This is a genomic window from Streptomyces coelicoflavus, from assembly GCF_045041415.1.
In the GTDB taxonomy this organism is placed as follows: Bacteria; Actinomycetota; Actinomycetes; order Streptomycetales; family Streptomycetaceae; genus Streptomyces; species Streptomyces coelicoflavus.
This window is the reverse complement of record NZ_CP108218.1, coordinates 3,305,683-3,327,100: the sequence shown is the minus strand read 5'-3', so window position 1 is coordinate 3,327,100 and position 21,418 is coordinate 3,305,683. Positions and strand designations below refer to the sequence as shown.

Annotated in this window: 21 protein-coding genes; 11 read left to right on the top strand and 10 right to left on the bottom strand. The window is 70.2% G+C overall.

What is annotated here, in order from left to right; all coding sequences use genetic code 11:
* Nucleotides 1-124: 124 nt before the first annotated feature.
* From OHA99_RS14535 to OHA99_RS14520, 4 genes are all read left to right on the top strand, one after another.
* On the top strand, nt 125-1,174 hold the full coding sequence (locus tag OHA99_RS14535; protein ID WP_153178365.1) for a LacI family DNA-binding transcriptional regulator: 1,050 nt from the start codon (nt 125-127) through the stop codon (nt 1,172-1,174).
* 132 nt (nt 1,175-1,306) lie between these two features.
* Nucleotides 1,307-2,344, top strand: coding sequence for an LCP family protein (locus OHA99_RS14530; RefSeq protein WP_153178364.1), 1,038 nt, complete (start codon nt 1,307-1,309; stop codon nt 2,342-2,344).
* A 110-nt stretch (nt 2,345-2,454) separates the two neighbouring features.
* Complete coding sequence (locus OHA99_RS14525) at nt 2,455-2,811, top strand: YciI family protein (RefSeq protein WP_153178363.1); 357 nt, start codon at nt 2,455-2,457, stop codon at nt 2,809-2,811.
* Nucleotides 2,812-2,872: 61 nt separating this feature from the next.
* Nucleotides 2,873-4,132, top strand: coding sequence for an RNA polymerase sigma factor (locus OHA99_RS14520; RefSeq protein ID WP_153178362.1), 1,260 nt, complete (start codon nt 2,873-2,875; stop codon nt 4,130-4,132).
* Nucleotides 4,133-4,136: 4 nt separating this feature from the next.
* Here the strand turns inward: OHA99_RS14520 and OHA99_RS14515 are convergent, their stop codons facing one another.
* Entirely contained in the window at nt 4,137-5,327 is a 1,191-nt protein-coding gene (locus OHA99_RS14515; RefSeq protein ID WP_405696095.1) for a THUMP-like domain-containing protein, read from the bottom strand.
* A 90-nt stretch (nt 5,328-5,417) separates the two neighbouring features.
* Between OHA99_RS14515 and OHA99_RS14510 the strand changes: the two genes are divergently transcribed.
* The 4 genes from OHA99_RS14510 (at nt 5,418) to groL (ending at nt 9,572) form a co-directional block, all read left to right on the top strand.
* Nucleotides 5,418-6,386, top strand: coding sequence for a polysaccharide deacetylase family protein (locus tag OHA99_RS14510; protein ID WP_405696093.1), 969 nt, complete (start codon nt 5,418-5,420; stop codon nt 6,384-6,386).
* Entirely contained in the window at nt 6,383-7,129 is a 747-nt protein-coding gene (locus OHA99_RS14505) for a polysaccharide deacetylase family protein (protein WP_405696091.1), read from the top strand. The genes OHA99_RS14510 and OHA99_RS14505 overlap by 4 nt, the downstream gene beginning before the upstream one ends.
* A 364-nt stretch (nt 7,130-7,493) precedes the next feature.
* A complete protein-coding gene (groES, locus tag OHA99_RS14500) occupies nt 7,494-7,802 on the top strand; it encodes a co-chaperone GroES (protein ID WP_003974211.1) in 309 nt (102 codons plus the stop codon).
* Nucleotides 7,803-7,946: 144 nt separating this feature from the next.
* Nucleotides 7,947-9,572, top strand: a complete 1,626-nt coding sequence (gene groL / locus OHA99_RS14495) for a chaperonin GroEL (protein WP_153178358.1) — start codon at nt 7,947-7,949, stop codon at nt 9,570-9,572.
* Between the two features lie 191 nt (nt 9,573-9,763).
* On the opposite strand, the gene OHA99_RS14490 is transcribed toward groL, so the two are convergent.
* From OHA99_RS14490 to OHA99_RS14455, 8 genes are all read right to left on the bottom strand, one after another.
* Nucleotides 9,764-11,032, bottom strand: coding sequence for a hypothetical protein (locus OHA99_RS14490; RefSeq protein WP_153178357.1), 1,269 nt, complete (start codon nt 11,030-11,032; stop codon nt 9,764-9,766).
* A 1,697-nt stretch (nt 11,033-12,729) separates the two neighbouring features.
* Entirely contained in the window at nt 12,730-13,179 is a 450-nt protein-coding gene (locus OHA99_RS14485; RefSeq protein WP_153178356.1) for a hypothetical protein, read from the bottom strand.
* A gap of 95 nt (nt 13,180-13,274) precedes the next feature.
* Nucleotides 13,275-14,060, bottom strand: coding sequence for an alpha/beta hydrolase (locus OHA99_RS14480; protein WP_405696088.1), 786 nt, complete (start codon nt 14,058-14,060; stop codon nt 13,275-13,277).
* Nucleotides 13,997-15,121, bottom strand: coding sequence for a hypothetical protein (locus OHA99_RS14475; RefSeq protein ID WP_405696086.1), 1,125 nt, complete (start codon nt 15,119-15,121; stop codon nt 13,997-13,999). Before OHA99_RS14475 ends, OHA99_RS14480 begins: the two co-directional genes overlap by 64 nt.
* A gap of 6 nt (nt 15,122-15,127) precedes the next feature.
* Nucleotides 15,128-15,394, bottom strand: coding sequence for a hypothetical protein (locus OHA99_RS14470; protein WP_405696085.1), 267 nt, complete (start codon nt 15,392-15,394; stop codon nt 15,128-15,130).
* Between the two features lie 628 nt (nt 15,395-16,022).
* Nucleotides 16,023-16,451 carry a hypothetical protein gene (locus OHA99_RS14465; protein WP_405696083.1) on the bottom strand — a complete coding sequence of 143 codons (429 nt, stop codon included), beginning with the start codon at nt 16,449-16,451 and terminating at the stop codon, nt 16,023-16,025.
* Between the two features lie 94 nt (nt 16,452-16,545).
* The gene (locus OHA99_RS14460; protein ID WP_007444020.1) at nt 16,546-17,319 is read right to left on the bottom strand and encodes an SDR family oxidoreductase; all 774 of its coding nucleotides are present in this window, start codon (nt 17,317-17,319) and stop codon (nt 16,546-16,548) included.
* 84 nt (nt 17,320-17,403) lie between these two features.
* Nucleotides 17,404-18,072, bottom strand: a complete 669-nt coding sequence (locus tag OHA99_RS14455) for an MOSC domain-containing protein (RefSeq protein ID WP_194279954.1) — start codon at nt 18,070-18,072, stop codon at nt 17,404-17,406.
* 95 nt (nt 18,073-18,167) lie between these two features.
* On the opposite strand from OHA99_RS14455, the gene OHA99_RS14450 reads away from it, so the two are divergent.
* The gene (locus OHA99_RS14450; protein ID WP_153178352.1) at nt 18,168-19,082 is read left to right on the top strand and encodes a LysR family transcriptional regulator; all 915 of its coding nucleotides are present in this window, start codon (nt 18,168-18,170) and stop codon (nt 19,080-19,082) included.
* 46 nt (nt 19,083-19,128) lie between these two features.
* On the opposite strand, the gene OHA99_RS14445 is transcribed toward OHA99_RS14450, so the two are convergent.
* Nucleotides 19,129-19,467, bottom strand: a complete 339-nt coding sequence (locus OHA99_RS14445; protein ID WP_007444023.1) for a WhiB family transcriptional regulator — start codon at nt 19,465-19,467, stop codon at nt 19,129-19,131.
* A gap of 381 nt (nt 19,468-19,848) precedes the next feature.
* Here OHA99_RS14445 and OHA99_RS14440 point away from each other — a divergent pair, with 381 nt between their 5' ends.
* The gene (locus tag OHA99_RS14440) at nt 19,849-20,460 is read left to right on the top strand and encodes a response regulator transcription factor (RefSeq protein ID WP_003948568.1); all 612 of its coding nucleotides are present in this window, start codon (nt 19,849-19,851) and stop codon (nt 20,458-20,460) included.
* 280 nt (nt 20,461-20,740) lie between these two features.
* Nucleotides 20,741-21,328 carry a sigma-70 family RNA polymerase sigma factor gene (locus tag OHA99_RS14435; RefSeq protein WP_030400271.1) on the top strand — a complete coding sequence of 196 codons (588 nt, stop codon included), beginning with the start codon at nt 20,741-20,743 and terminating at the stop codon, nt 21,326-21,328.
* Nucleotides 21,329-21,418: the final 90 nt, after the last annotated feature.

The window sequence follows — 21,418 nt, the reverse complement described above, 5'->3', positions numbered from 1 at the left end:
GCCGGTCGGCCCGCGGTGAGGCAGACCGGTCGGTCGAATGATTCGGGTATCCCGGCGAATGTTCCGGAGAGCTTGCTGAGGCGACCCCTTCGTCATGCGGCCCCATGGGGTTACGATCGCCGCCATGACATCCCCGCAGCCCGCTGAAACCCCGACGCGAAAGCGGTCCGCGCAGACCGCGACCCTCGCCGAGATCGCGCGTGAGGCCGGTGTGTCCGCACCGACTGTTTCGAAGGTGCTCAACGGCCGTGCCGACGTCGCCCCCTCGACGCGGGCCCGCGTCGAGGAGCTGCTGCGTGTACACGGCTACCGGCGCAGGCGGGCCGAGTCGACCCGGTCGCCCCTGATCGACCTGGTCTTCCACGAGCTGGAGAGCGCCTGGGCGATGGAGGTCATCCGGGGCGTGGAGAACGTGGCCAGGGACACGGGGCTCAGCGTCGTGCTCTCCGAGAGCGCGGGCCGCCTCACACCCGGCCGGACCTGGGCCGACCAGGTCGCCGCCCGCCGCCCGCACGGCGTGATCCTCGTCCTGTCCGGCCTCGACGAGTCCCAGCGGGCGCTGCTCACCAGCCGTTCCATCCCGTTCGTGGTGATGGACCCGGCCGGCGACCCCGGCGCCGACGTGCCGTCCATCGGCGCCACCAACTGGCAGGGCGGCCTCGCCGCCACCCGGCACCTGGTCGACCTCGGCCACACCCGCATCGGCGCCATCAGCGGCCCCACCCGCATGATGTGCAGCCGCGCCCGCGTCGACGGCTACCGGGCCGCCCTGGAGACGGCCGGGCTGCCGGTCGACCCCGGCCTGATCGTGACCGGCGACTTCCACCACGAGGCCGGCTACCGGCAGGGCCTGGAACTGCTGCGCCGCCCGGACCGGCCGACCGCCGTCTTCGCCGGCAACGACCTCCAGGCGCTCGGGCTGTACGAGGCCGCCCGCGAGCTGGGGCTGCGCATCCCGCAGGACCTGAGCGTGGTCGGGTTCGACGACCTGCCGGTGGCCCGCTGGGTGGGGCCGCCGCTGACGACCGTACGGCAGCCGCTGATGGAGATGGCCGAGGCGGCGGCCCGGCTGGTGCTGGACCTCGGGCGGGACGACGGCTCCCCGACCGCGACCCGGGTGGAGCTGGCCACCAGCCTGGAGGTGCGCAGCAGTACGGCGTCGCCCCGGGAGTGACAAGCCGCCAGTCTGAGAATTTCCGCAGAAGTCCGGCTCACCTGTTCCAGTTTCAATAATTCGGACTTATGTTCCTTCCGGCGGGGCATTCGGTGGGGACGCGAACGGGACGGGCAGGGCGGGAGCTGACGCATGGCGGCGCGGGGCGGGCAGGACGGCCGGGACGGCCGCCGGAAGGGGCTCAGGGCGGCCGGCCTGGCCCTGACCGGCGCCCTGCTGCTCGGCGCCGGGGCGGCGGGCTGGGCCTACCTGCACCTGAACGGCAACATCAAGAGCGTCGACATCAACGGCGCGCTCGGCGACGACCGCCCCGCGCGCCCCGTCACCGTCCCCTCCGCCTCGCCCTCCGCGTCCCCGGTGCCCACCGGCGCCCTGAACCTCCTCGTCCTCGGCTCCGACTCGCGCAGCGGCGAGGAGAACCGGGAGCTGGGCGGCGGCGACAGCGGGGGAGCCCGCTCGGACACGGCGATGGTCGTCCACCTCGACGCGGGCCGCACCGCAGCCACCGTCGTCAGCATCCCGCGCGACACCCTCGTCGAGCGGCCCTCCTGCCCGCTGCCGTCCGGCGGCACGACCAGGGCGGCGAGCGGCGCGATGTTCAACACGGCCTACGAACTGGGCGGGCCGGTCTGCGCCGTGAAGACCGTCGAGTCGCTGACCGGCGTGCGCATGGACCACTACGTCGAGGTCGACTTCTCCGGCTTCGCCGACCTGGTCGACGCGCTCGGCGGGGTCACCGTCACCACGGACGTCGACATCGACGACGACAAGAGCCACCTGCACCTGGACGCCGGCACCCACCACCTCGACGGCACCGAGGCCCTCGGCCTGGCCCGCACCCGGTACGGACTGGAGGGCGGCAGCGACCTCGCCCGGATAGGACTCCAGCACAAGCTCGTCAAGGCGCTCCTCGAGCAGGTCTCGGCCACCGACCTGCTCACCGATCCCGCGCGCCTCTACCAGGTCGCCGACGCCCTCACCGGCAGCCTCACCACCGACACCGGCCTCGACTCGCTGGGCGAGCTGATGAACCTGGGCCGCAGCCTCGGCGGCCTGGAGGCGGACGACGTACGCACCTTGACGATGCCGGTGCTGCCCGCCCCCTCCGACCCCAACCGGGTCGTGGCGGACCAGCCGGACGCCGCGGAGCTGTGGGAATCGCTGCGCTGAGGGACGTCCCGGAGAATTCTCCCGGCGGGTGTCGATCCGCGGCCGGCCCGTTCGACGCAAGGGTGAGAGGCCGGGAGAAGCCCGGCGGCAGAACCACCCGAGGAGCCACCATGCCCCGCTACCTGTCCCTCATCCGCATCGAGGAGTCCGACGACCTCGCCGGTGGCCCCAGCCCCGAGCTGATCCAGCGGATGGAGAAGCTGATGGAGGAGATGACCAAGGCCGGCGTCCTGCTGGACACGGCCGGCCTGACCCCGACCAGTCAGGGCACCCGCGTCCACTACGAGGGCGGACAGCTCTCCGTCACCGACGGCCCCTTCACCGAGACCAAGGAGGTCGTCGGCGGCTACTCCCTCCTCCAGGCCAAGGACCGGGCCGAGGCGGTCGAGTGGACCAAGCGGTTCCTGAAGGTGCACGAGGACCACTGGACGGTCACCTGCGAGGTCCGCGAGCTGATGGAGGGCTGAGCCGACGCGGGGCCCGGTTCCCGCTTTGTCCCGGCGCCCCGAGGGTGTTGCATGGTGGGCTGTGGAAGCACAGCCCACCGCGGCCTTCGAAACCGTCTTCCGGCTCGAGTCGCCCCGTGTGATCGCCGGCGTCGCCCGGCTCGTCCGGGACGTCGGCATCGCCGAGGAACTCACCCAGGACGCCCTGGTCGCCGCCCTGGAGCAGTGGCCGAGGGACGGCGTGCCCGACAACCCGGGCGCCTGGCTCATGACCACCGCCCGCCGCCGCGCCGTCGACCTGATCCGGCGCCGGGAGACCTACGCCCGCAAGCTCGCCGAGCTCGGCCGGGACCTGCCCGTCTCGGCGCCCCCGCCCGAGGAGCCCGCCGACCCCGAGGACATCGACGACGACCTGCTGCGGCTGGTCTTCACCGCCTGCCACCCGGTGCTGTCCGCCGAGGCCCGCATCGCCCTGACCCTGCGCCTGCTCGGCGGCCTGACCACACCCGAGATCGCCCGCGCCTGCCTCGTACCCGAACCCACCGTCGCGCAGCGCATCGTCCGCGCCAAACGCACCCTGGCCAGGAAGAACGTCGCCTTCGAGGTGCCGTACGGCCCGGACCGCGCGGCCCGCCTCGGCTCGGTGCTCGAGGTCATCTACCTGATCTTCAACGAGGGCTACGCGGCCACCGCCGGCGACGACTGGCTCCGCCCCGCCCTGTGCGAGGACGCCCTGCGCCTGGCCCGCGTCCTGTCCGCCCTGATGCCGAAGGAACCCGAGGTCCACGGCCTGGCCGCGCTGCTGGAGTTCCAGTCCTCCCGCACCGCCGCCCGCACCGCCCCCGACGGCGAGCCGGTGCTGCTGCGGGACCAGAACCGCCGCCGCTGGAACCGCCTGCTCATCGCCCGCGGCATCACCGCCCTCGGCCACGCCCACGCCGCCACCGGCGCCGGAGGTCCGGGCCCGTACGCCCTCCAGGCCGCGATCGCCGCCTGCCACGCGACGGCCCTCACCTACGAGGAGACCGACTGGCCGCGCATCGCCACGCTCTACGGCCTGCTCGCGGCCCGCGCCCCGTCCCCGGTCGTCGAACTCAACCGCGCCGTCGCCGTCTCGATGGCCGAGGGCCCGGCCCCCGCCCTGGCCCTCGTCGACGCCCTCGCCGCAGAACCGGCCCTGCGCGACTACCACCTGCTCCCCAGCGTCCGGGGCGACCTCCTGCTCCGCCTGGACCGCACGGCCGAGGCCCGCGAGGAGTTCGAACGGGCCGCCGCCCTGACCCGCAACGCCCGCGAAAGCGCACTGTTGCGGCGCCGGGCGCGGGAGGCGGAGGCCCGCTAGCTGCCTACCGGACGGGGTGCCCGATCAGCATCGTCGGCGCCCCCGCGACCCGCGTCAGGAACACGGTCGCGGCGTTCGGCCCCTGCGGTTTGACCTTCTTGCGCAGCTCCTCCGGCTCGACCGCCGAGCCCCGCTTCTTCACGGTCAGCGTGCCGACCCCGCGCTCCCGCAGCAGCGCCTTCAGCTTCTTGACGTTGAACGGGAGCCGGTCGGTGATCTCGTAGGCGGTGGCGTACGGCGTGCGGTGCGCTTCGTCGGCGGTGACGTAGGCGATGGTCGGGTCGATCAGCCCGCCGTCCAGGTCCTCGGCCACCTCGGCGACGAGGTGGGCCCGGATGACGGCGCCGTCCGGCTCGTACAGGTACCGCCCGACCGGACGGGCTCCGGGGTCCGGCAGCATGGTCGCGGGCGTCGCGTAGATCCCCGCCCCGGCGGGCAGCAGCGTCGCCCGCCGCGCCCCCGGCGTCACGTCCGGGCCGAACCACAGCACGGCCTCCTTGACGTCCCCGCCGTCCGAGACCCACTCGGCCGTCGCCTCCGGGGGGATCGCCTCGTGGGGAATGCCGGGCGCGATCTTCAGCAGGCCGAGCGGCGCCCCGAGCACGGCGGACACGGCCCAGGACAGGGGCGGGGAGTACGCCTCCGGGTCGAAGATCCGGCCGCGCTTGGAGGAACGCCGGGCGGGGTCGACGAACACGGCGTCGTACCCGGCCGTGTCCACCTCCGTCACGTCGGCCTCGCGCACCTCGATCAGGTCGGCGAGCCCGAGCGCCTCGGCGTTGGCGCGGGCCGCCGCGGCGGTGACCGGGTCGTGGTCGACGGCGAGGACCCGGATCCCGGCGCGGGCGAACGCGATCGCGTCGCCGCCGATCCCGCAGCACAGGTCGGCGACGGACCGCACCCCGAGCGCCCGGAGGCTTTCCGCCCGGTACGCCGCCACACTCGCCCGCGTCGACTGCTCCACCCCGTTCGGAGTGAAGAACATCCGCCCGGCGTCCTCGGCCCCGAACTTCGCCACCGCCCGCTGCCGCAGCCGGGCCTGCCCCAGCGCCGCCGACACCAGCCCGGCGGGATGCGCGCGCCGCAGCCGGGTGGCGACCGCCAACTCCCGGGCGGGGTCGGTGTCGCGCACCTCGTCGAGGAGCGCGCGGCCTTCGGGGGTGAGCAGGGCGAGGAGGGAGTCCAGGTCGTTCACCGACTCATTGTGGGCCAGTCGGTGGACGGTGTGCCTCCGGCGCGGTGTCGGGCCGGGTTCGGCGGTCGGGGACTGCGAGGATCCGGCACCATGCGAGAAGTCGTACAAAATGACAAAAGTCGGGTGTCGCGTCGCGCGTCACGTCGCGTGTCCCGGGCACCTCGTCCCGCACTCCGCCGGCGCGCGGTGACCGCGACCGCCGTCCTGGCCGTCGCCGCCCTCGCCGGCGGCTGTGCGCAGGGCGACGGCCACGGGGAGGGGGGCGCCGCCGGCCGGCAGGGCCCGGAGGCCGCCGAGGCCCGCGCGGCCGGCGCCGCGGCCGAGGCGCGCGAGGCGCGGGCCGCCCTGGCCGCCGCCGCCAAGCGCTGGGACCTGAAGAAGGTCCCGCTGACGGCCCCCGCGCCCCCCGAGAAGAAGCCGGAGATCAAGGCCCGCGAGGGCTTCGAGGTCGACGGCCAGGAGGAGGACGGCCTCCCGCCGGTCTTCACCACGGTCCCCACCAAGGAGAAGGTCGTCTTCCTCACCATCGACGACGGTGCCGAGAAGGACCCGGCGTTCCTGAAGATGATGAGCGAGCTGAAGATCCCGTACACCGTCTTCCTCGCCGACGAGGAGATCAAGGACGACTACGGCTACTTCAAGAAGATGCAGGCCCGCGGCGTCACCCTCAACAACCACACCCTGAGCCACCCCTACCTCCCCGGCCTCTCCTACGAGGACCAGAAGCGGGAGATCTGCGGCATGCAGGACGTGATGGAGAAGCACTACGGCAAGCGCCCCACCCTCTTCCGACCGCCGTACGGCAACTACAACCGCGACACCCTGCGCGCCGCCAAGTCCTGCGGGATCGAGTACGCCCCGATCTGGAGCGAGGAGGTGTACGTCGACCACTGGGAGTACCGCGAGTGGGACCAGGACCTGCACCCCGGTGACATCGTCCTGACCCACTTCCGGGGCGAGAACGACTGGGACGGCACCATGACCGACATGGTCCGCCGCTTCCTGGACCGGATCACCGCCGACGGATACGCGGTGGCCCGCCTGGAGGACTACCTGTGAGGCGAGGGCGGTCCCGCCCGGCCGCCGCCCCGGCCGCCCTCCTGCTCCCGCTGCTCCTGCTGCTCCCGCTCACCGCCTGCGACCGGCTCGCCGCCGCCCCCGCCGAGCACGCGGCGGCGGCCGGGGACCCCGCCCAGGACGCCGACCGGGGCCGTCGGCTGCCGCCCGTCGTGGACCACGTCCGCACCGACGACCCCGTCGTCTTCCTCACCTACGACGACAGCGCCGAGCGCGACCCCGCCCTCACCGGTCTGATCCGCGAACGCCGGCTCCCGGTCACCCTGTTCCTCACCGACACCGTCGCCGGACCGGCGTACGGCGACCTCGCCCGGCTGCGCCCGTTCGGCGCGAGCCTGCAGAACCACACCCTCGACCACCGCTCCCTGCGCGGCCTGCCCTACGCCGGCCAGCGCGCCGAGATCTGCGGCCAGCAGACCAAGCTCAGGTCCCGCTTCGGCGTCCGCGCCCACCTCTTCCGCCCGCCGCACGGCACGTACGACACCACGACCCTGCGCGCCGCCGCCGACTGCGGCATCACCGCCCTGGTCCTGTGGCGCGCCACCCTCGACGCCGCGGGCGACCTCACCTACACCCGCGGCGACCACCGCCTCCACCCCGGCGACGTCATCGCCGTGGACCCGGACCACCCGACGGCCACGAACCTGACGGCCCGCACGGAACGTTTGCTGGACACGATCGAGGAGCAGGGGCTGAGGGTGGGCAACTTGGAGGACTACGTCTGACTTCTTGCCGCAGACCCGTGACCTCTCGACGCCGGTCGGCATCATCCGGCCCGTCCGGCGCTCGAGGACAAGGCCCGTTCAGGGCCGATGCGGGGGCCCGGGGGCGGCAGCCCCCAGCGACGCCCACACCCACGCAGGGTGCCTCCACAAACCGGCGTTCACCCGAAAACCCCGCCGACGCGCCGCCGGCATTGGCACTCCGCTTGACCGAGTGCTAATCGCAGTCATAGTCTCGGGTCTGGCACTCCCCACTGGAGAGTGCCAACTACGCGACGGGCAGGTCCGGCACCCGCGACGACGGATCCACCTGGTCGCCACCTCAGACAGTTAACCCCGTGAGATCTCCGAAGGGGGAGGTCGGATCGTGACGACCACCAGCTCCAAGGTTGCCATCAAGCCGCTCGAGGACCGCATTGTGGTCCAGCCGCTCGACGCCGAGCAGACCACGGCTTCGGGCCTGGTCATTCCGGACACCGCCAAGGAGAAGCCCCAGGAGGGCGTCGTCCTGGCCGTCGGCCCGGGCCGCTTCGAGGACGGCAACCGCCTTCCGCTCGACGTCAGCGTCGGCGACGTCGTGCTCTACAGCAAGTACGGCGGCACCGAGGTGAAGTACAACGGCGAGGAGTACCTCGTCCTCTCGGCCCGCGACGTGCTCGCGATCGTCGAGAAGTAGAAGCAGCTCTCAAGTAGCTCTTCACTTCACCGAAGCACCTTGCTTTCCAGCTGCGCCCCTGGCTCCCGCGACCATAAAAAGCCGGGCGTCGGGGGCGCAGTTGCCGTATAACCCCAAGATTTCCGGAAGAGGGCTCACGCTCCCATGGCGAAGATCCTGAAGTTCGACGAGGACGCCCGTCGCGCCCTCGAGCGCGGCGTCAACAAGCTCGCCGACACCGTGAAGGTGACGATCGGCCCCAAGGGCCGCAACGTCGTCATCGACAAGAAGTTCGGCGCCCCCACCATCACCAACGACGGCGTCACCATCGCCCGCGAGGTCGAGGTCGAGGACCCGTACGAGAACCTCGGCGCCCAGCTGGTGAAGGAGGTGGCGACCAAGACCAACGACATCGCGGGTGACGGCACCACCACCGCCACCGTGCTCGCCCAGGCGCTCGTGCGCGAGGGCCTGAAGAACGTCGCCGCGGGTGCCTCCCCGGCGCTGCTGAAGAAGGGCATCGACGCGGCCGTCGCCGCCGTGTCGGAAGACCTTCTCGCCACCGCCCGCCCGATCGACGAGAAGTCCGACATCGCCGCCGTGGCCGCGCTGTCCGCCCAGGACCAGCAGGTCGGCGAGCTGATCGCCGAGGCGATGGACAAGGTCGGCAAGGACGGTGTCATCACCGTCGAGGAGTCCAACACCTTCGGTCTGGAGCTGGACTTCACCGAGGGCATGGCCTTCGACAAGGGCTACCTGTCGCCGTACTTCGTGACGGACCAGGAGCGCATGGAGGCCGTCCTCGACGACCCATACATCCTGATCAACCAGGGCAAGATCTCCTCCATCGCGGACCTGCTGCCGCTGCTGGAGAAGGTCATCCAGGCCAACGCCTCCAAGCCGCTGCTGATCATCGCCGAGGACCTGGAGGGCGAGGCGCTCTCCACCCTCGTCGTCAACAAGATCCGCGGCACCTTCAACGCGGTGGCCGTCAAGGCCCCCGGCTTCGGCGACCGCCGCAAGGCGATGCTGCAGGACATGGCCGTCCTCACCGGCGCCACGGTCATCTCCGAGGAGGTCGGCCTCAAGCTCGACCAGGTCGGCCTCGAGGTGCTCGGCACCGCCCGCCGCATCACCGTCACCAAGGACGACACCACGATCGTCGACGGTGCCGGCAAGCGCGACGAGGTCCAGGGCCGCATCGCCCAGATCAAGGCCGAGATCGAGAACACGGACTCCGACTGGGACCGCGAGAAGCTCCAGGAGCGCCTCGCGAAGCTGGCCGGCGGCGTGTGCGTGATCAAGGTCGGTGCCGCCACCGAGGTGGAGCTGAAGGAGCGCAAGCACCGTCTGGAGGACGCCATCTCCGCGACCCGCGCCGCGGTCGAGGAGGGCATCGTCTCCGGTGGTGGCTCCGCGCTGGTCCACGCCGTCAAGGTGCTCGAGGGCAACCTCGGCAAGACCGGCGACGAGGCCACCGGTGTCGCGGTCGTCCGCCGCGCCGCCGTCGAGCCGCTGCGCTGGATCGCCGAGAACGCCGGCCTGGAGGGCTACGTCATCACCTCCAAGGTCGCCGAGCTCGACAAGGGCCAGGGCTTCAACGCCGCCACCGGCGAGTACGGCGACCTGGTCAAGGCCGGCGTCATCGACCCGGTGAAGGTCACCCGCTCCGCCCTGGAGAACGCCGCCTCCATCGCCTCCCTCCTGCTGACGACCGAGACCCTGGTCGTCGAGAAGAAGGAAGAGGAAGAGCCGGCCGCCGCGGGCCACGGCCACGGGCACGCCCACTGAGCGCTGCGCTGAGCTGAGCGAACGGTGCCCGGTCCCCTGCGGGGGGCCGGGCACCGTTGCTTTTGGGCGCCGTGCCGGGGGCGCGTCTGCCCTGTCGGGTTCGTAGCCGGGTGCGGCGCCGTTGTGGCTGGTCGCGCAGTTCCCCGCGCCCCTTGGGGGCGCTTGCCCTGACGTTGCTCAGTGACGAGCCGTCACAGCAGTCCGCTCAGCGGTAGTACGCGCTCGGCCAGCCGGCCCCGCAGCCGCCCGTCGGCGGCGTCCGCCTCCGCCGCGAGCCAGCCGGCGGCGACCAGCAGCCCCGCCTGCTCGGCGACGTCCTCGGGGCGCAGGCCGCAGAACTGGGCGACCTCGTCCAGCGCCAGACCGGCGTCCTCGTCGGCGCCTCCGAGACACCCGTCGGGACGGCTGTGGGCCGCGGTGTACACCGCGAGGAGCCTGGTGGCAGCCGCGGCCTTCTTCTTCCGCAGCTTCCGGTCGCCCACCACCTTCTGGGCCCACCCCGAGAGCCGCGCCCTGGTGACCTTGCCGAAGAAGAACGGGCGGGGCTGCGTGGGGATCAGCGTGGGCACCGTGACCTGGGTGGGCTCCTCGGGCCGGGACGTCAGCGCGTCGTCGGCGGTGACGTCCTCCGGCAGCAGCAGCCAGCCCACGTCGACGAGCTCCTGGAGCACCCGCTCGGCGTCGCCCTGCAACCAGCCGCCGAGGTCCTGCCCGGTGACGTTCCCGGTACCGGCGCGAGCGGCCCGCAGGGTGATCATCAGCACCGCGAGCCGGGCCTCGGCCTCGGGGCGGGGGGAGCCGACCCGTACGTGCTCGAGCACATTGCGGAGATGGACGCCCTGGCCCCGGGTCAGCAGCCGCTCGACCACCGGCCCCTCACCGTCCAGCAGGATGCCGCGCCGGTGGGCGTCCATCTCGCGGGTCGTCCGCGCCGCCGTCGCGGCCCGGTCCGCCTCCTCCCGCAGGGACGCGTCGCCGGTGACGTCGGCCCACGAGGCGAAGGCGCGGGCCTTGCGGTCGTGGAGTTCAGCGAGGACGGCGAGGTCCGGCTCGGGCCGCCGCTGGTAGGCGCGGAACGCGTCCCCGAGCTCGGTCAGCTCCACACGCAGCGCGTCGGGCTGGAGGTCGTCCGGCACGATCCGCTGCGCGACCTTCGCCCATCGTCCCGCCTTCCGAGCCTTCCGGGACTTGGCAGGGACGCCACCGGGCCCGGGACGCGGGGCGGGCCGGGCGAGCGGGACGGAGGCGGCCCCGGATTCGGCGACCCCGACGGCACCGGGACCGCCGGAGATCGATACCGCCGACGGAGCCCCACTCCCACCGCCCGGAGCGTCGGAGAACATCACCGTCCCCCCGCCGGTCACCGCCCCCAGGCCCCGGCCCGCCTTCACCCTGCCCGTACGCTCCCCGTCGGCGCCGTCGACGAACAGTCCGCCTCCGTCACCAGTGCCCGCGTTCACGTGATGCCGCCCTCTCCCTCGCCGAAACCTGCGACCTCCCGCCCGCTGCGGGCGCAGCCACCCGACGCTAAGTCGCAGCGGTCCCTCGCCAGGGGCAGACGGGGATAGACCACACGTTCGGGTGACGCCCCCGCCCAGGATCCGGAACTGGGCCATCCGGGTGACGTGCGCCCTGAGATCCGTGCCGTGCCGGTGAATTCAGAAGAACACCACTTCGCCCGCGCCGCCCTGCGCCACTACGAGGACTCCGCCTTCCTGACGGACGGAGCGCGGCTGCCGAACGCCGAGCTGCGCCGGTGCGACGCGCTCGGTGGTGATCGTCTCCGCAGGCCCCACGGGGTGGCTGCGCCTTCACCCGGGCCAAGCGGCAGCTCAAGGACGAGGGATTCGTGCACGAACGGCGGCTCCAGGGGGCCGGTGGGCTCTGGGTCACCCAACAGCTCGTCTCCAACGTGCCCTTGAGCGAGGCCAAAGCGCTCTAGCTGCTCGCCCAGATGGGAGAGCTGCCAGGTCAGGAGGCGAACGGCGTCGGAGGAGAGCCGGGAATGCCGGATGAGGTCGTGCGAGAACTGGGTGAAGGCGCGCGGGGGCGCGATAAAGTGCGGGCTGCGTTGAGTGAAGAAAGCTTTCGCTGACGGGCGTTCACTCACACGAGGCAACTTGCCCGCTCAAGGCCCATATCGACGGTGTTGACCGGGCGGTAGGGTGCGCGGGGCGTCCCGACAGCGGTGAAGGCAGAGGTTGCGGCGGCTCGGTATCAATCGCGCTTTCTCAATCAGCTTCTTCCCGAACTCCCGCTGCATGAAGGAGTTGGCAGTGATCTGCCCCGTGAACCCCCTGTCCCGATAATCGCCCCCGCCTAAACTGGTACACCGACCTTGGGCATGTGCCGAGAGGCCCTTCAAGGGCTCGTCAGCAGGGCACCGGAGGGTTGGTCCGAGCTCAGGTACGCCTACAGGTCCACGGTCGGGTTCAGCAACTCGGCCCTCGAATTCACCATGCGCGACGGCAGCAAGGAGGCCGGGACGGCGCTGGTAGCGGTCGGAGTGGTCGGAGCAGTCGGGCGCGGCTTGACCAGGACCACCTCCTTGCAAGGCGTCTCGCTGCCGCCGTCGGCTGTACCTCCACCTGGGCCCAGCGCCGCTCGGTGGTCAGCACACAGACCGTGACACCCAACCTCAAGTCGTGATGACGGGCTGAGACTGCGAGCCTCGTTGAAAACGCTCAGTGAGGGAAGGTCAGAGCTTGAGCACTCCCCGCCAAGTCCAACCAGCGTCCAGCACTGTGTCTCGCAAGGGATCCGTCACCTCACGCGTATCGAAGCGAAACACCTCGATCCTGTGGCGGCGTCCCTCGGAGTCGAGCTGAGACTCCCATTGCCGATAGACTGCTGGCGCGTTGCCGCGTCCGTACTGTCGTGATGAGCATTTGAGTTCTGACGGTTACACCCGCCCTGGGGACTTCACACTCTGCAACCAAGTCGGCCTTTTCTCTTGGTGAGGCTTTCCGTGCACGGAATGGCATATTGGCGTTGCTAAGCGTCAACAGTGCATGGATGACATCGGTTGCGGGAAGCGGGTTTACGCTGCCCTGAGGGCGCTTGGTGCCAGTCGGTTTGTCGAAGAAATCCATCAGTTTGCCTGAAGCGCTCTCATCCAGGGCCGCCACGTCGAAGGTGAGGATGGCGTGTATCCCATTCAGAGGGGTGCCTCGCTCGACCAGAACGTCGACTCCACATTTGGGGAGGGTAGCTCCTTCTTCGAGTAATCAGGGCCGCTCGGCTTACTGGTCGGCTGCGAAACTTCGGACTTCTCCACGCAGGGAGTCGTGATGCTCAGGTGCGCCTGGCCATTTGGCGCGATCAGGGCCTCCAGTTGAAATCCGTCCTGCGTCTTGAAGTGGGCAGCCAGTCCGTTAGGACTCGTCGCCACGAGGCTGTAGCCCTTACTTTTCCAGTGACGCTCCAGAACACCGAGGAAGCTGCCACGCCGTTCGGTCGAAATGATGGTCATCACTGCACGGTCGCGATCCACGTAACAGTCGCCCGGCATGGAGTATCGATGAGTCCATTGCACGGGAGGTTTGATGGCTGCAAAGGTCTCGTCCAAAATCCTGTCTGCCTTGTCTGCAGCCTCCTGAAGATTCATCTTCGGTTGCCCTTCTGCGGTTGAGGATGGAGAACCCGTCGTCCCGCATCCGGCAAGTAGTAGCGCCAGCAATGAAGTCGATGCACGCGCTCTTCTCATCGGGGCGTCTCCCTTATGACGTATTCTGAATGCCCTGCCACGATGGCGGCAATATTTTGCGCGGAGACCTTGTCCTTCCCTTCTTCTGGGTTGAAATAGTTACTGTGGGCCTCGATGTCGAGTGACGAATTCCATATTTGAGGAAAAGAGGGTTGTATCAACTCGGGTCCGGGAAGAGTCTGAAATCTGTTGGCGCCGAATGCCTTGCTTGCCGGGTCTTTGCCGAACCAGATGTCGTCGTCACCCTGGTCGGCAACTTCACCTGCGATATACGCTCCGCCTGGGCCTCCCCCGAAGAAGCCTGCGGTCCCGGCCAAAGCTTCGTTTTTAGAAGGGAGCTTTGTGACGATGTCATTCTCTGCTGCACCAACCCAGACATGATTCTTCCCCACACCCAGTTCCTCTGCTCTGTCAACACCGACGCCAGGGCTTCCGACGAGAATGACATCGTCGGCACCAGGGATTCCTCCCGCCTCCTGCGTTGCGGCTCCAACCAAACGAGAACCGTAGGAGTGCCCAATGGCGGTCACGTGGGCGTCGTGGTTCATGTTGGTTGCGGAAATCCCGTCCATGAAGCTGTTGTAGGCGGGGGCGCCGCGCTCGGCGTCGGATGTGGTCATCACATCGAGCGATTGAGGAGCATCATACCCAAGCCATACGATCGCGGATGATGAACCATCAAATTTCTGAGCACCCGCAGCTGTATAGAAGGCGCGCTTCACTGTGCCGTCGGCGAACTCGGAGTCGAGTTTGGTTCCCAATCCCGGCACATATGCTGCCACATTCCTAGATGTGTCAGGATTCCCGTAGGCCACGATGGCCCTGCCGTTTCCCTCGAGCCCAACTCCGAGGAGGTACATGGGCGGCACGCTGGGTTTCCCCAGCTTCTCCTGTATCTTCTCCAGGCCTCCCAACTTGGCCTGTGATACCTCATCGTGTCGACCCTCGAGTGACGCGATGAGCAGCGGCAGGTTTTCACGGTTCGCCTCGTCGCGCACGAGAGATGGAATGCCGTCGAGGTTGCCGATGACCTCAGGGAAAGCGATCTTGTATTCTTCACGCTGTTCGTCGCTGAGGCTGTCCCACCACTCTTTTCGGTCTGCGGGGGACTTGTCCAGAGGGACGGTGTCCGAAGGTATTCACGCGCGGCCGTGCTGACAGCACCGACGTCGGATGCCACGTCCGCCCAGGTCTTCGTGTTGACGCTGAGGCCTGGCGCAGCCTTGAGTTTGCCCAACCCCTCGCTGTACCGCTCGTCGATCTCCGTGGCTTCGCGCAGGGCGTGGGCGATGCGGTCGGCGATTTCCTGGGCCTTGGCGTGGTGCGGGTTGCCGTGGTGGATGTCGATGCCGCTGGTTCTCGCGTCCGGTGAGTACAGCCCATTGGGGCCGGGGCCGTACAGCGCCCTGTTGTTCGGACTCAGCATGCCGTTGTTGCCGACTGCCGTGCCGCCGGGGACCTCGCCTCCGGTCGCCTTGTTCTCGCCGCCTGCCGGAAAGGTGACGTCGCCTTCCGGGCTGACCGGGTATCCCAGAGCCGCCGCATCGTCCAGCGCTTCGATCAGCCGGCGCCGAGGTGAGACGATCTCGGCGGAGAAGCCGTTGAGTGCCCCGCTGACCAGGCCGCACTCGACCTGGGTGTAGTGGAAATTCTCCGCGAGCTTCTTCAGCTGCTTCTGCGCCGCGTCAGCGGCCTTCCCTTCATTGGCCGCGTCCATGGTGTTGCTGATCTGCTTGCCGATGCGATCCGCGGCTGCGTCGGCCGCGTCGCTCACCGCACGGTATCCGTCTGCGGCCTCCGCGTACTCGGCCGGCTTGAGCGTCTTGAGTGCTTTCAGGTCCATGCCGGATCACCGACCGCTGCCCTGAGCGGCAGTCGCCGTTTCGGAGCCGGTACTCAGCGCGGCGATCTCCGCCTTGATCGCCTCGTCGGTCCTCAGCTGGTCGTTGCCTGTCTTCTCCAGCACACCGGCGAGCCCGTCACACCACTCGTCGATGTCCTTCACTCGACGCGTCCACGAGTCGAACACACCCCGCTGCGCCGCGGCGGTCAGAAACGCGGACCCCTTGTCGAGGCCGGTCTGGGCGTCCTCCAGCTTCGTCAACGCCTTGCCCATGTCGGTCCGCAGCTCGCCGAGCCCCTCCCCGGCCTTGGACTACGCAGCCTTGTCCGACCTCAACCTGCCCGACGGGGGTCCATAGACCGGACCCGTGCTCGTAGCGCCCCGGTCGGCCGGCAACTGATTGAGCTGCATGTGCGCGGACTGCCGTTCAGCCGCCGCAGCCTTGAGCTGCTCCCACTCCTCCCACGCCATGCGTGGCCCCTCCCCGACTTCCTGGACCCCCCACCGGCCGAACGTGCCTGTTCACCAGCGGTGTTGTGTGGACGAAGTGAACGCTAATGTGCCGTCACCACCGACCCCACCCGTATCCGGCATCAAGAGGCCTGAGTAGCCGTACTCAGACTGGAACAAGCCGCGAACTGGCCGGATCGGTCCTTCTCCGTGCCGCCCCCGCACACGTTGAGGGACCGGGGCGCGCGACGAGCCGGATTCGGTGCACCAGGGCTACCGGCGCGCGGGCATGGCTCAGACCGAGGCAGGCGTACGGGACAGGGCAGTGCGCAGTGCGAAGACGCCGAGCAGACCGCCCGACGCGAACCGCTTGGGCCGTCATGACACGTGGCCGGGCAGCCAGGAACCCGGAGATCGTAGTCCCGCAGCTACGACAGCCGGACCGGAGCGCTCAGGCGAGTACTCGCTCGGGGAACGACCGGCGGGCGATCAGCGGCAGCTGACCCCTCGGTCCCGAGATCCGCAACTGCCGTCCCTGCGGCGCCGAAACCTTCACGGTCGAGGCGGCGCTGTTGGTGAGCGGGAGCAGACGGGACAGCTCGTCCCGGGCGATTCCCGTCACTACTTCGTTGCCGCAGACCAGAACGGCGAAGACCAGGGGTGCCGCCTCGGACCGGATCCTCTGCTTGTCCTCGCCCGAGAACGTGAAGAAGTAGTCCCCCGGCCCCCTGCCGTCGTTGTACTTGATGAACAGGTGACGGTCGTGGTTCACGACGTAGTGCCCGTACTTGACGCTGGCTCGATTGAGCGCGGTGAACATCTCCGAGCCCGCGATCGCCACCAGCGCAGCACCGTGCATGAAGTCCTTGTGATCAATCATTGCGCCACCCCCGCAGCCGATATTGGACGGTGCACGGACACCGAGCCGTCGATTCGGTCGGGCGAGGACCTCACCAGGCATGGCCCCTACTGCCCTACTGCGGCCCGTACTTCCGCCCCGTCCGTGACGTGATGCCGCCCAGCAGACCCCGCGGCACCAGCTTCGCCGCGCCCATCAGGGTCTTGTAGCGGGGGTCGGGGATCGACAGGGACCTGCCGCGGGAGAGGTCCGCGAGGGCCGCGGCGACGACCTTGTCCGCGTCGAGCCACATCCAGTTCGGGATGTTGTCCGTGCCCATGCCGGCGCGCTGGTGGAACTCGGTGCGCACGAAGCCGGGGGCGAGGGCCATCAGGCGTACGCCGCTGCCGGCCAGGTCCTTCGCCACGCCCTGGGTGAACTGCACGACCCACGCCTTGGAGGCGCCGTAGGTGCCGCGCGGGACGAAGGCGGCGACCGAGGCCACGTTGACGACGCCGCCGCGGCCGCGCTCCCGCATGCCCGCCACCGCCGCCGAGGTCAGCCGCAGCACCGCCTCGCAGTGCACCTTGAGCATGGTCAGCTCGTCGGCCATGGAGACGTCGAGGAAACGGCCCTTGTTGCCGAAACCGGCATTGTTGATCAGCAGGTCGACGGGGTTCCTGGGGTCCGACAGCCGGGCGGCCACCGCGTCGATGCCGGCGTCAGTCGACAGGTCGGCCGTCAGCACCTCCGCCTCGATGCCGTGCCGGTCGTGCAGTTCGGTGGCCTGCTCGCGCAGCCGCTTGGTGTCGCGGGCCACCAGCACCAGGTCGTGTCCGTCGGCCGCCAGCCGACGTGCGAACGCCGCCCCGAGGCCCGCCGTCGATCCCGTAATCAATGCCGTTGTCATGGCGCAAGGTTAGGGTGCGCGATCACCGGTGCGGACCGGGCACGTCCGCTTCACTCGGCCGTCGTACCCGGCAACGTACGTCCGTCAGGCGCCGTACTCCGCCACGTACTTCCGCGCCGTCGCGAGCGCCTCCGGATGCAGCGCCTCGCTCGCCGCGAGCAGCCGGGGGAGCAGCTCGCGCTGGGTCGTCACGGCGCGGAACTGCACGGCCACCGTCACCTCGTGGGAGGGGCGGTGCACGATCCGCACCGGGTCGCCCGCGCGGATCTCACCGGGCTCGAGGACGCGGAAGTAGGCGCCCGGCGCACCCTTCTCCATGAAGCGCTTCACCCAGCGCGGCTCACCCATGTGGCCCTGGAAGGTGCGGCACGGGATGCGTCCGGACGTCACCTCGAGGAGCAGCTCCGGGCCGACCCGCCAGCGCTCGCCGATCAGGGCGCCGGTGAGGTCCAGGCCCGTGGTGGTGAGGTTCTCCCCGAACGCGCCGTTCGGCAGCTCGCGGCCCAGTTCGCGGCCCCAGGCGTCCATGTCCTCGCGCGCCATCGCGTACACCGCCTGGTCGGTGCCGCCGTGGTGCCGTGTGTCGCAGACGGCGTCGCCGGCCAGGCCGCTCGCCCCGGTGCCCTTGGAGCCGGGCGCCGCCACCCGGACGGGACCGTCGGCCGGGCGCTTGTCGATGCCGGTGACGCCCTCGGGCTGGTCCGTGTACGGCACCGCCGTCGCGCGTCCCAGGTTGACGGACAGGAGCCTCATGGCGGGAAGGTGCATGCGAGAACGGTAGGTCATCGCGGTCAAAGCGTCGACGCGTTATTGGGCGTTCGGTCAAAGGGTCGCTTATCCTCGGGGATGTGATCGAGGCTCGTCATCTCCGTGTACTGCGCGCCGTGGCATCGACCGGTTCCTTCTCCGCCGCGGGGCGCGAGCTGGGCTGCACCCAGCCCGCCGTCAGCCAGCAGATGAAGGCCCTGGAGGCATCCGTCGGCACCCCTCTGCTCGTGCGCACGGGGCGTGAGATGCGGCTGACCCAGGCCGGAGAGGCACTGGTGCGGCACGCCGCCGGGATCATCGCCGGGCTCACGGCGGCCGAGGAGGAGGTCGCCGCGATCGCCGGGCTGCGCGCCGGACGGGTCCGGCTGGTCTCCTTCCCCAGCGGCAGCTCCACCCTGGTACCGACCGCCCTGGCCGCGCTGCGCGCCGCGCACCCCGGCACCCGGGTCTCCCTGGAGGAGGCCGAGCCGCCGAACTCCGTCGAGTTGCTGCGCGAGGGCGACTGCGACGTGGCGCTCGCCTTCCGCTACGAGGGAGCGGCCGGCGCGGAGGAGTGGGACGACCTCGTCGTACGGCCGCTGCTGACCGACCGGCTGGTGGCGCTGGTCCCCGAGGCGCACCGGCTCGCCCGTACGGAAGGGGCCGTGGGCATCGGTGAGCTGGCCCGGGAGTCCTGGATCGCGGGCTGCCCGCGCTGCCGCGGACAGCTGGTCGAGGTGTGCGAGGGGGCCGGTTTCTCCCCCCGCATCGACTTCGCCACCGACGACTACCCCGCGGTGGTCGGCCTGGTCGGCGCGGGTCTCGGCGTGGCCGTGCTGCCCCAGCTCGCCGTCGAGTCCGTACGGCCCCGGGGCGTGCGGACGGTCACGCTGGAGCCGGCCGTGCGGCGGGAGATCGTCGCGCTCACGCTGCCCGACCTGGCGCAGGTGCCGGCGGTGACGGCCACCCTGGACGAGCTGGCCCGGGCGGGGGCGCGCCAGTCGGCGACGCGCTGACCGCTTCGGGGGACCTTGCTTCGGGTTCTTCCAGAGAAACGTTCCTTCAGTGAGGTGCGGCCGTCTCCCCGCCGGCCGACGCCGAGGCCGTCGCCGCCACCAGGCGGTTGCGGGCCCGTCCCATGAGCTCTTCGCGCTCGTCCTCGGTCAGCCCGCCCCAGACGCCGTACGGCTCACGCACCGCCAGCGCGTGCGCCGCGCACTCGGCGCGGACCGGGCACCTCATGCAGACCTCCTTGGCCGAGTTCTCGCGAGCACTCCGTGCCGCACCGCGTTCGCCTTCCGGATGGAAGAAGAGTGAGCTGTCCACCCCTCGGCACGCAGCCAGGAGCTGCCAGTCCCACAGGTCCGCGTTCGGTCCGGGAAGGCGGGAGAAATCTGCCATTGCGTGACCCCTTGTAGCCGTTCTGGGTGGATACGGTGTCCACGACCGTACAACTACGATCTAAGGAGATGAAAATATGACTCATTGCGAATCTAGCCGCAGACACCAGCGAAGTGGAAGAAAAGCGGCTAAATGGGGCACCGGTTGTGATGAAACGGCGCGGGTCCCCCGCGCATGTCTGCTGCGTGGCCGCCCCCTCACGTAGAGTGCCGAAGACGACACACAGCCCCGTAACTCTTTCGAGTGACCATCGTTGAGAGTGCGGAGGCGGTTGAAGGAACAAGTGCTCGGGCGGGCGTCCGGGACGGTCGACCGCACAGGTGACGATTTCGTACCAGCCTGGAGGCTCAACGTGACGCGCAAGAGCTGCGGAGGACGGCCATGACTTCCGTCCTCGTCTGCGACGACTCCCCGCTTGCCCGAGAGGCGCTCCGCCGCGCGGTCGCGACCGTGCCCGGCGTCGAGCGCGTGACGACGGCCGCCAACGGCGAGGAAGTCCTCCGCCGCTGGGGAGCCGACCGCTCGGACCTGATTCTGATGGACGTGCGCATGCCCGGCCTGGGCGGCGTCGAGACCGTCCGGCGGCTGCTGTCGGCCGACCCCGGCGCGCGCATCATCATGCTCACCGTCGCCGAGGACCTGGACGGCGTGGCCCTCGCGGTCGCCGCCGGTGCCCGTGGCTATCTGCACAAGGACGCCTCGCGCGCCGAACTGCGCGCCACCGTGACCCAGGCCCTCGCCGACCCGACCTGGCGGCTCGCCCCGCGTCGGCTGCGCTCGGCCGAGATGGGCGCCGCGCCCACGCTCACCGCGCGGGAGATCCAGGTCCTGGAGGGCATGAGCCACGGCCGCTCCAACGCGGAGATCGGCCGCGAGCTGTTCCTCTCCGAGGACACCGTCAAGACCCACGCCCGTCGGCTCTTCAAGAAGCTCGGCGCCTCGGACCGGGCGCACGCCGTGGCGCTCGGCTTCCGGTGGGGCCTGGTCCGCTAGGGGCTCCCCGTGCGAGGGAGTCCGAAGGGGCCCGTCGGAGACGTGGCGATCCCCGCTTATCGCGAGGTGAGCGGGGGTGACAAGACGACCCGCCGGAGGCCCGCTGCTCGTTTCGCCGCGGATGACGCATCCTTGAGGTGTGGAGTTCCTCGGGGACGAGTCGGTCGAGCGGAAGGGGAGGGCGCAGGGGATGAGTTCCGGCGCACCTGCTCATAACGCTTCGGTGCACAACAACGGGCACGGAGCCACGGATCGGACGGCCGCAAGGCACCATGGACCGATGCGTGACGACGAGGCGCCCCCGGACCAGGGGACGGTCGGTGGGCTCGTCCACCGCGCCGTGGACGGGGACGAGCAGGCCACGCACGACCTGCTCGCCCATGTCCACCCCCTGGCGCTGCGCTACTGCCGCACGCGGCTGTCCCGGCTGCCCGGCGACGCCCGGCACTTCGTCGAGGACCTCGCCCAGGAGGTCTGCGTCGCGGTGCTGCTCGCGCTGCCCCGCTACAAGGACACCGGACGCCCCTTCGAGGCGTTCGTCTTCGCCATCGCCGCCCACAAGGTCGCCGACCTCCAGCGTGCCGCGATGCGCCACCCCGGCTCGACGGCCGTCCCGTCCGACGAGATGCCCGAGCGGCCCGACGACTCGCTGGGCCCGGAGGAGCGGGCGCTGCTCAACAGCGACGCCGCCTGGGCCAAGAAACTCCTGGCCAACCTGCCGCAGAACCAGCGCGAGCTGCTCCTGCTGCGCATCGCGGTCGGGCTCACGGCGGAGGAGACCGGGCAGATGTTGGGAATGTCACCGGGTGCCGTGCGGGTCGCCCAGCACCGGGCGCTGAGCCGGCTGCGGGCGCTGGCGGAGCAGTAGTCCGGGCGACGGCCCGCGTTCGACCCGCGCGGCGACCCCTCTCGTGCGAAAGCACGAAGGTCGTACGCATCCTTGATCGTGGAATGAGCC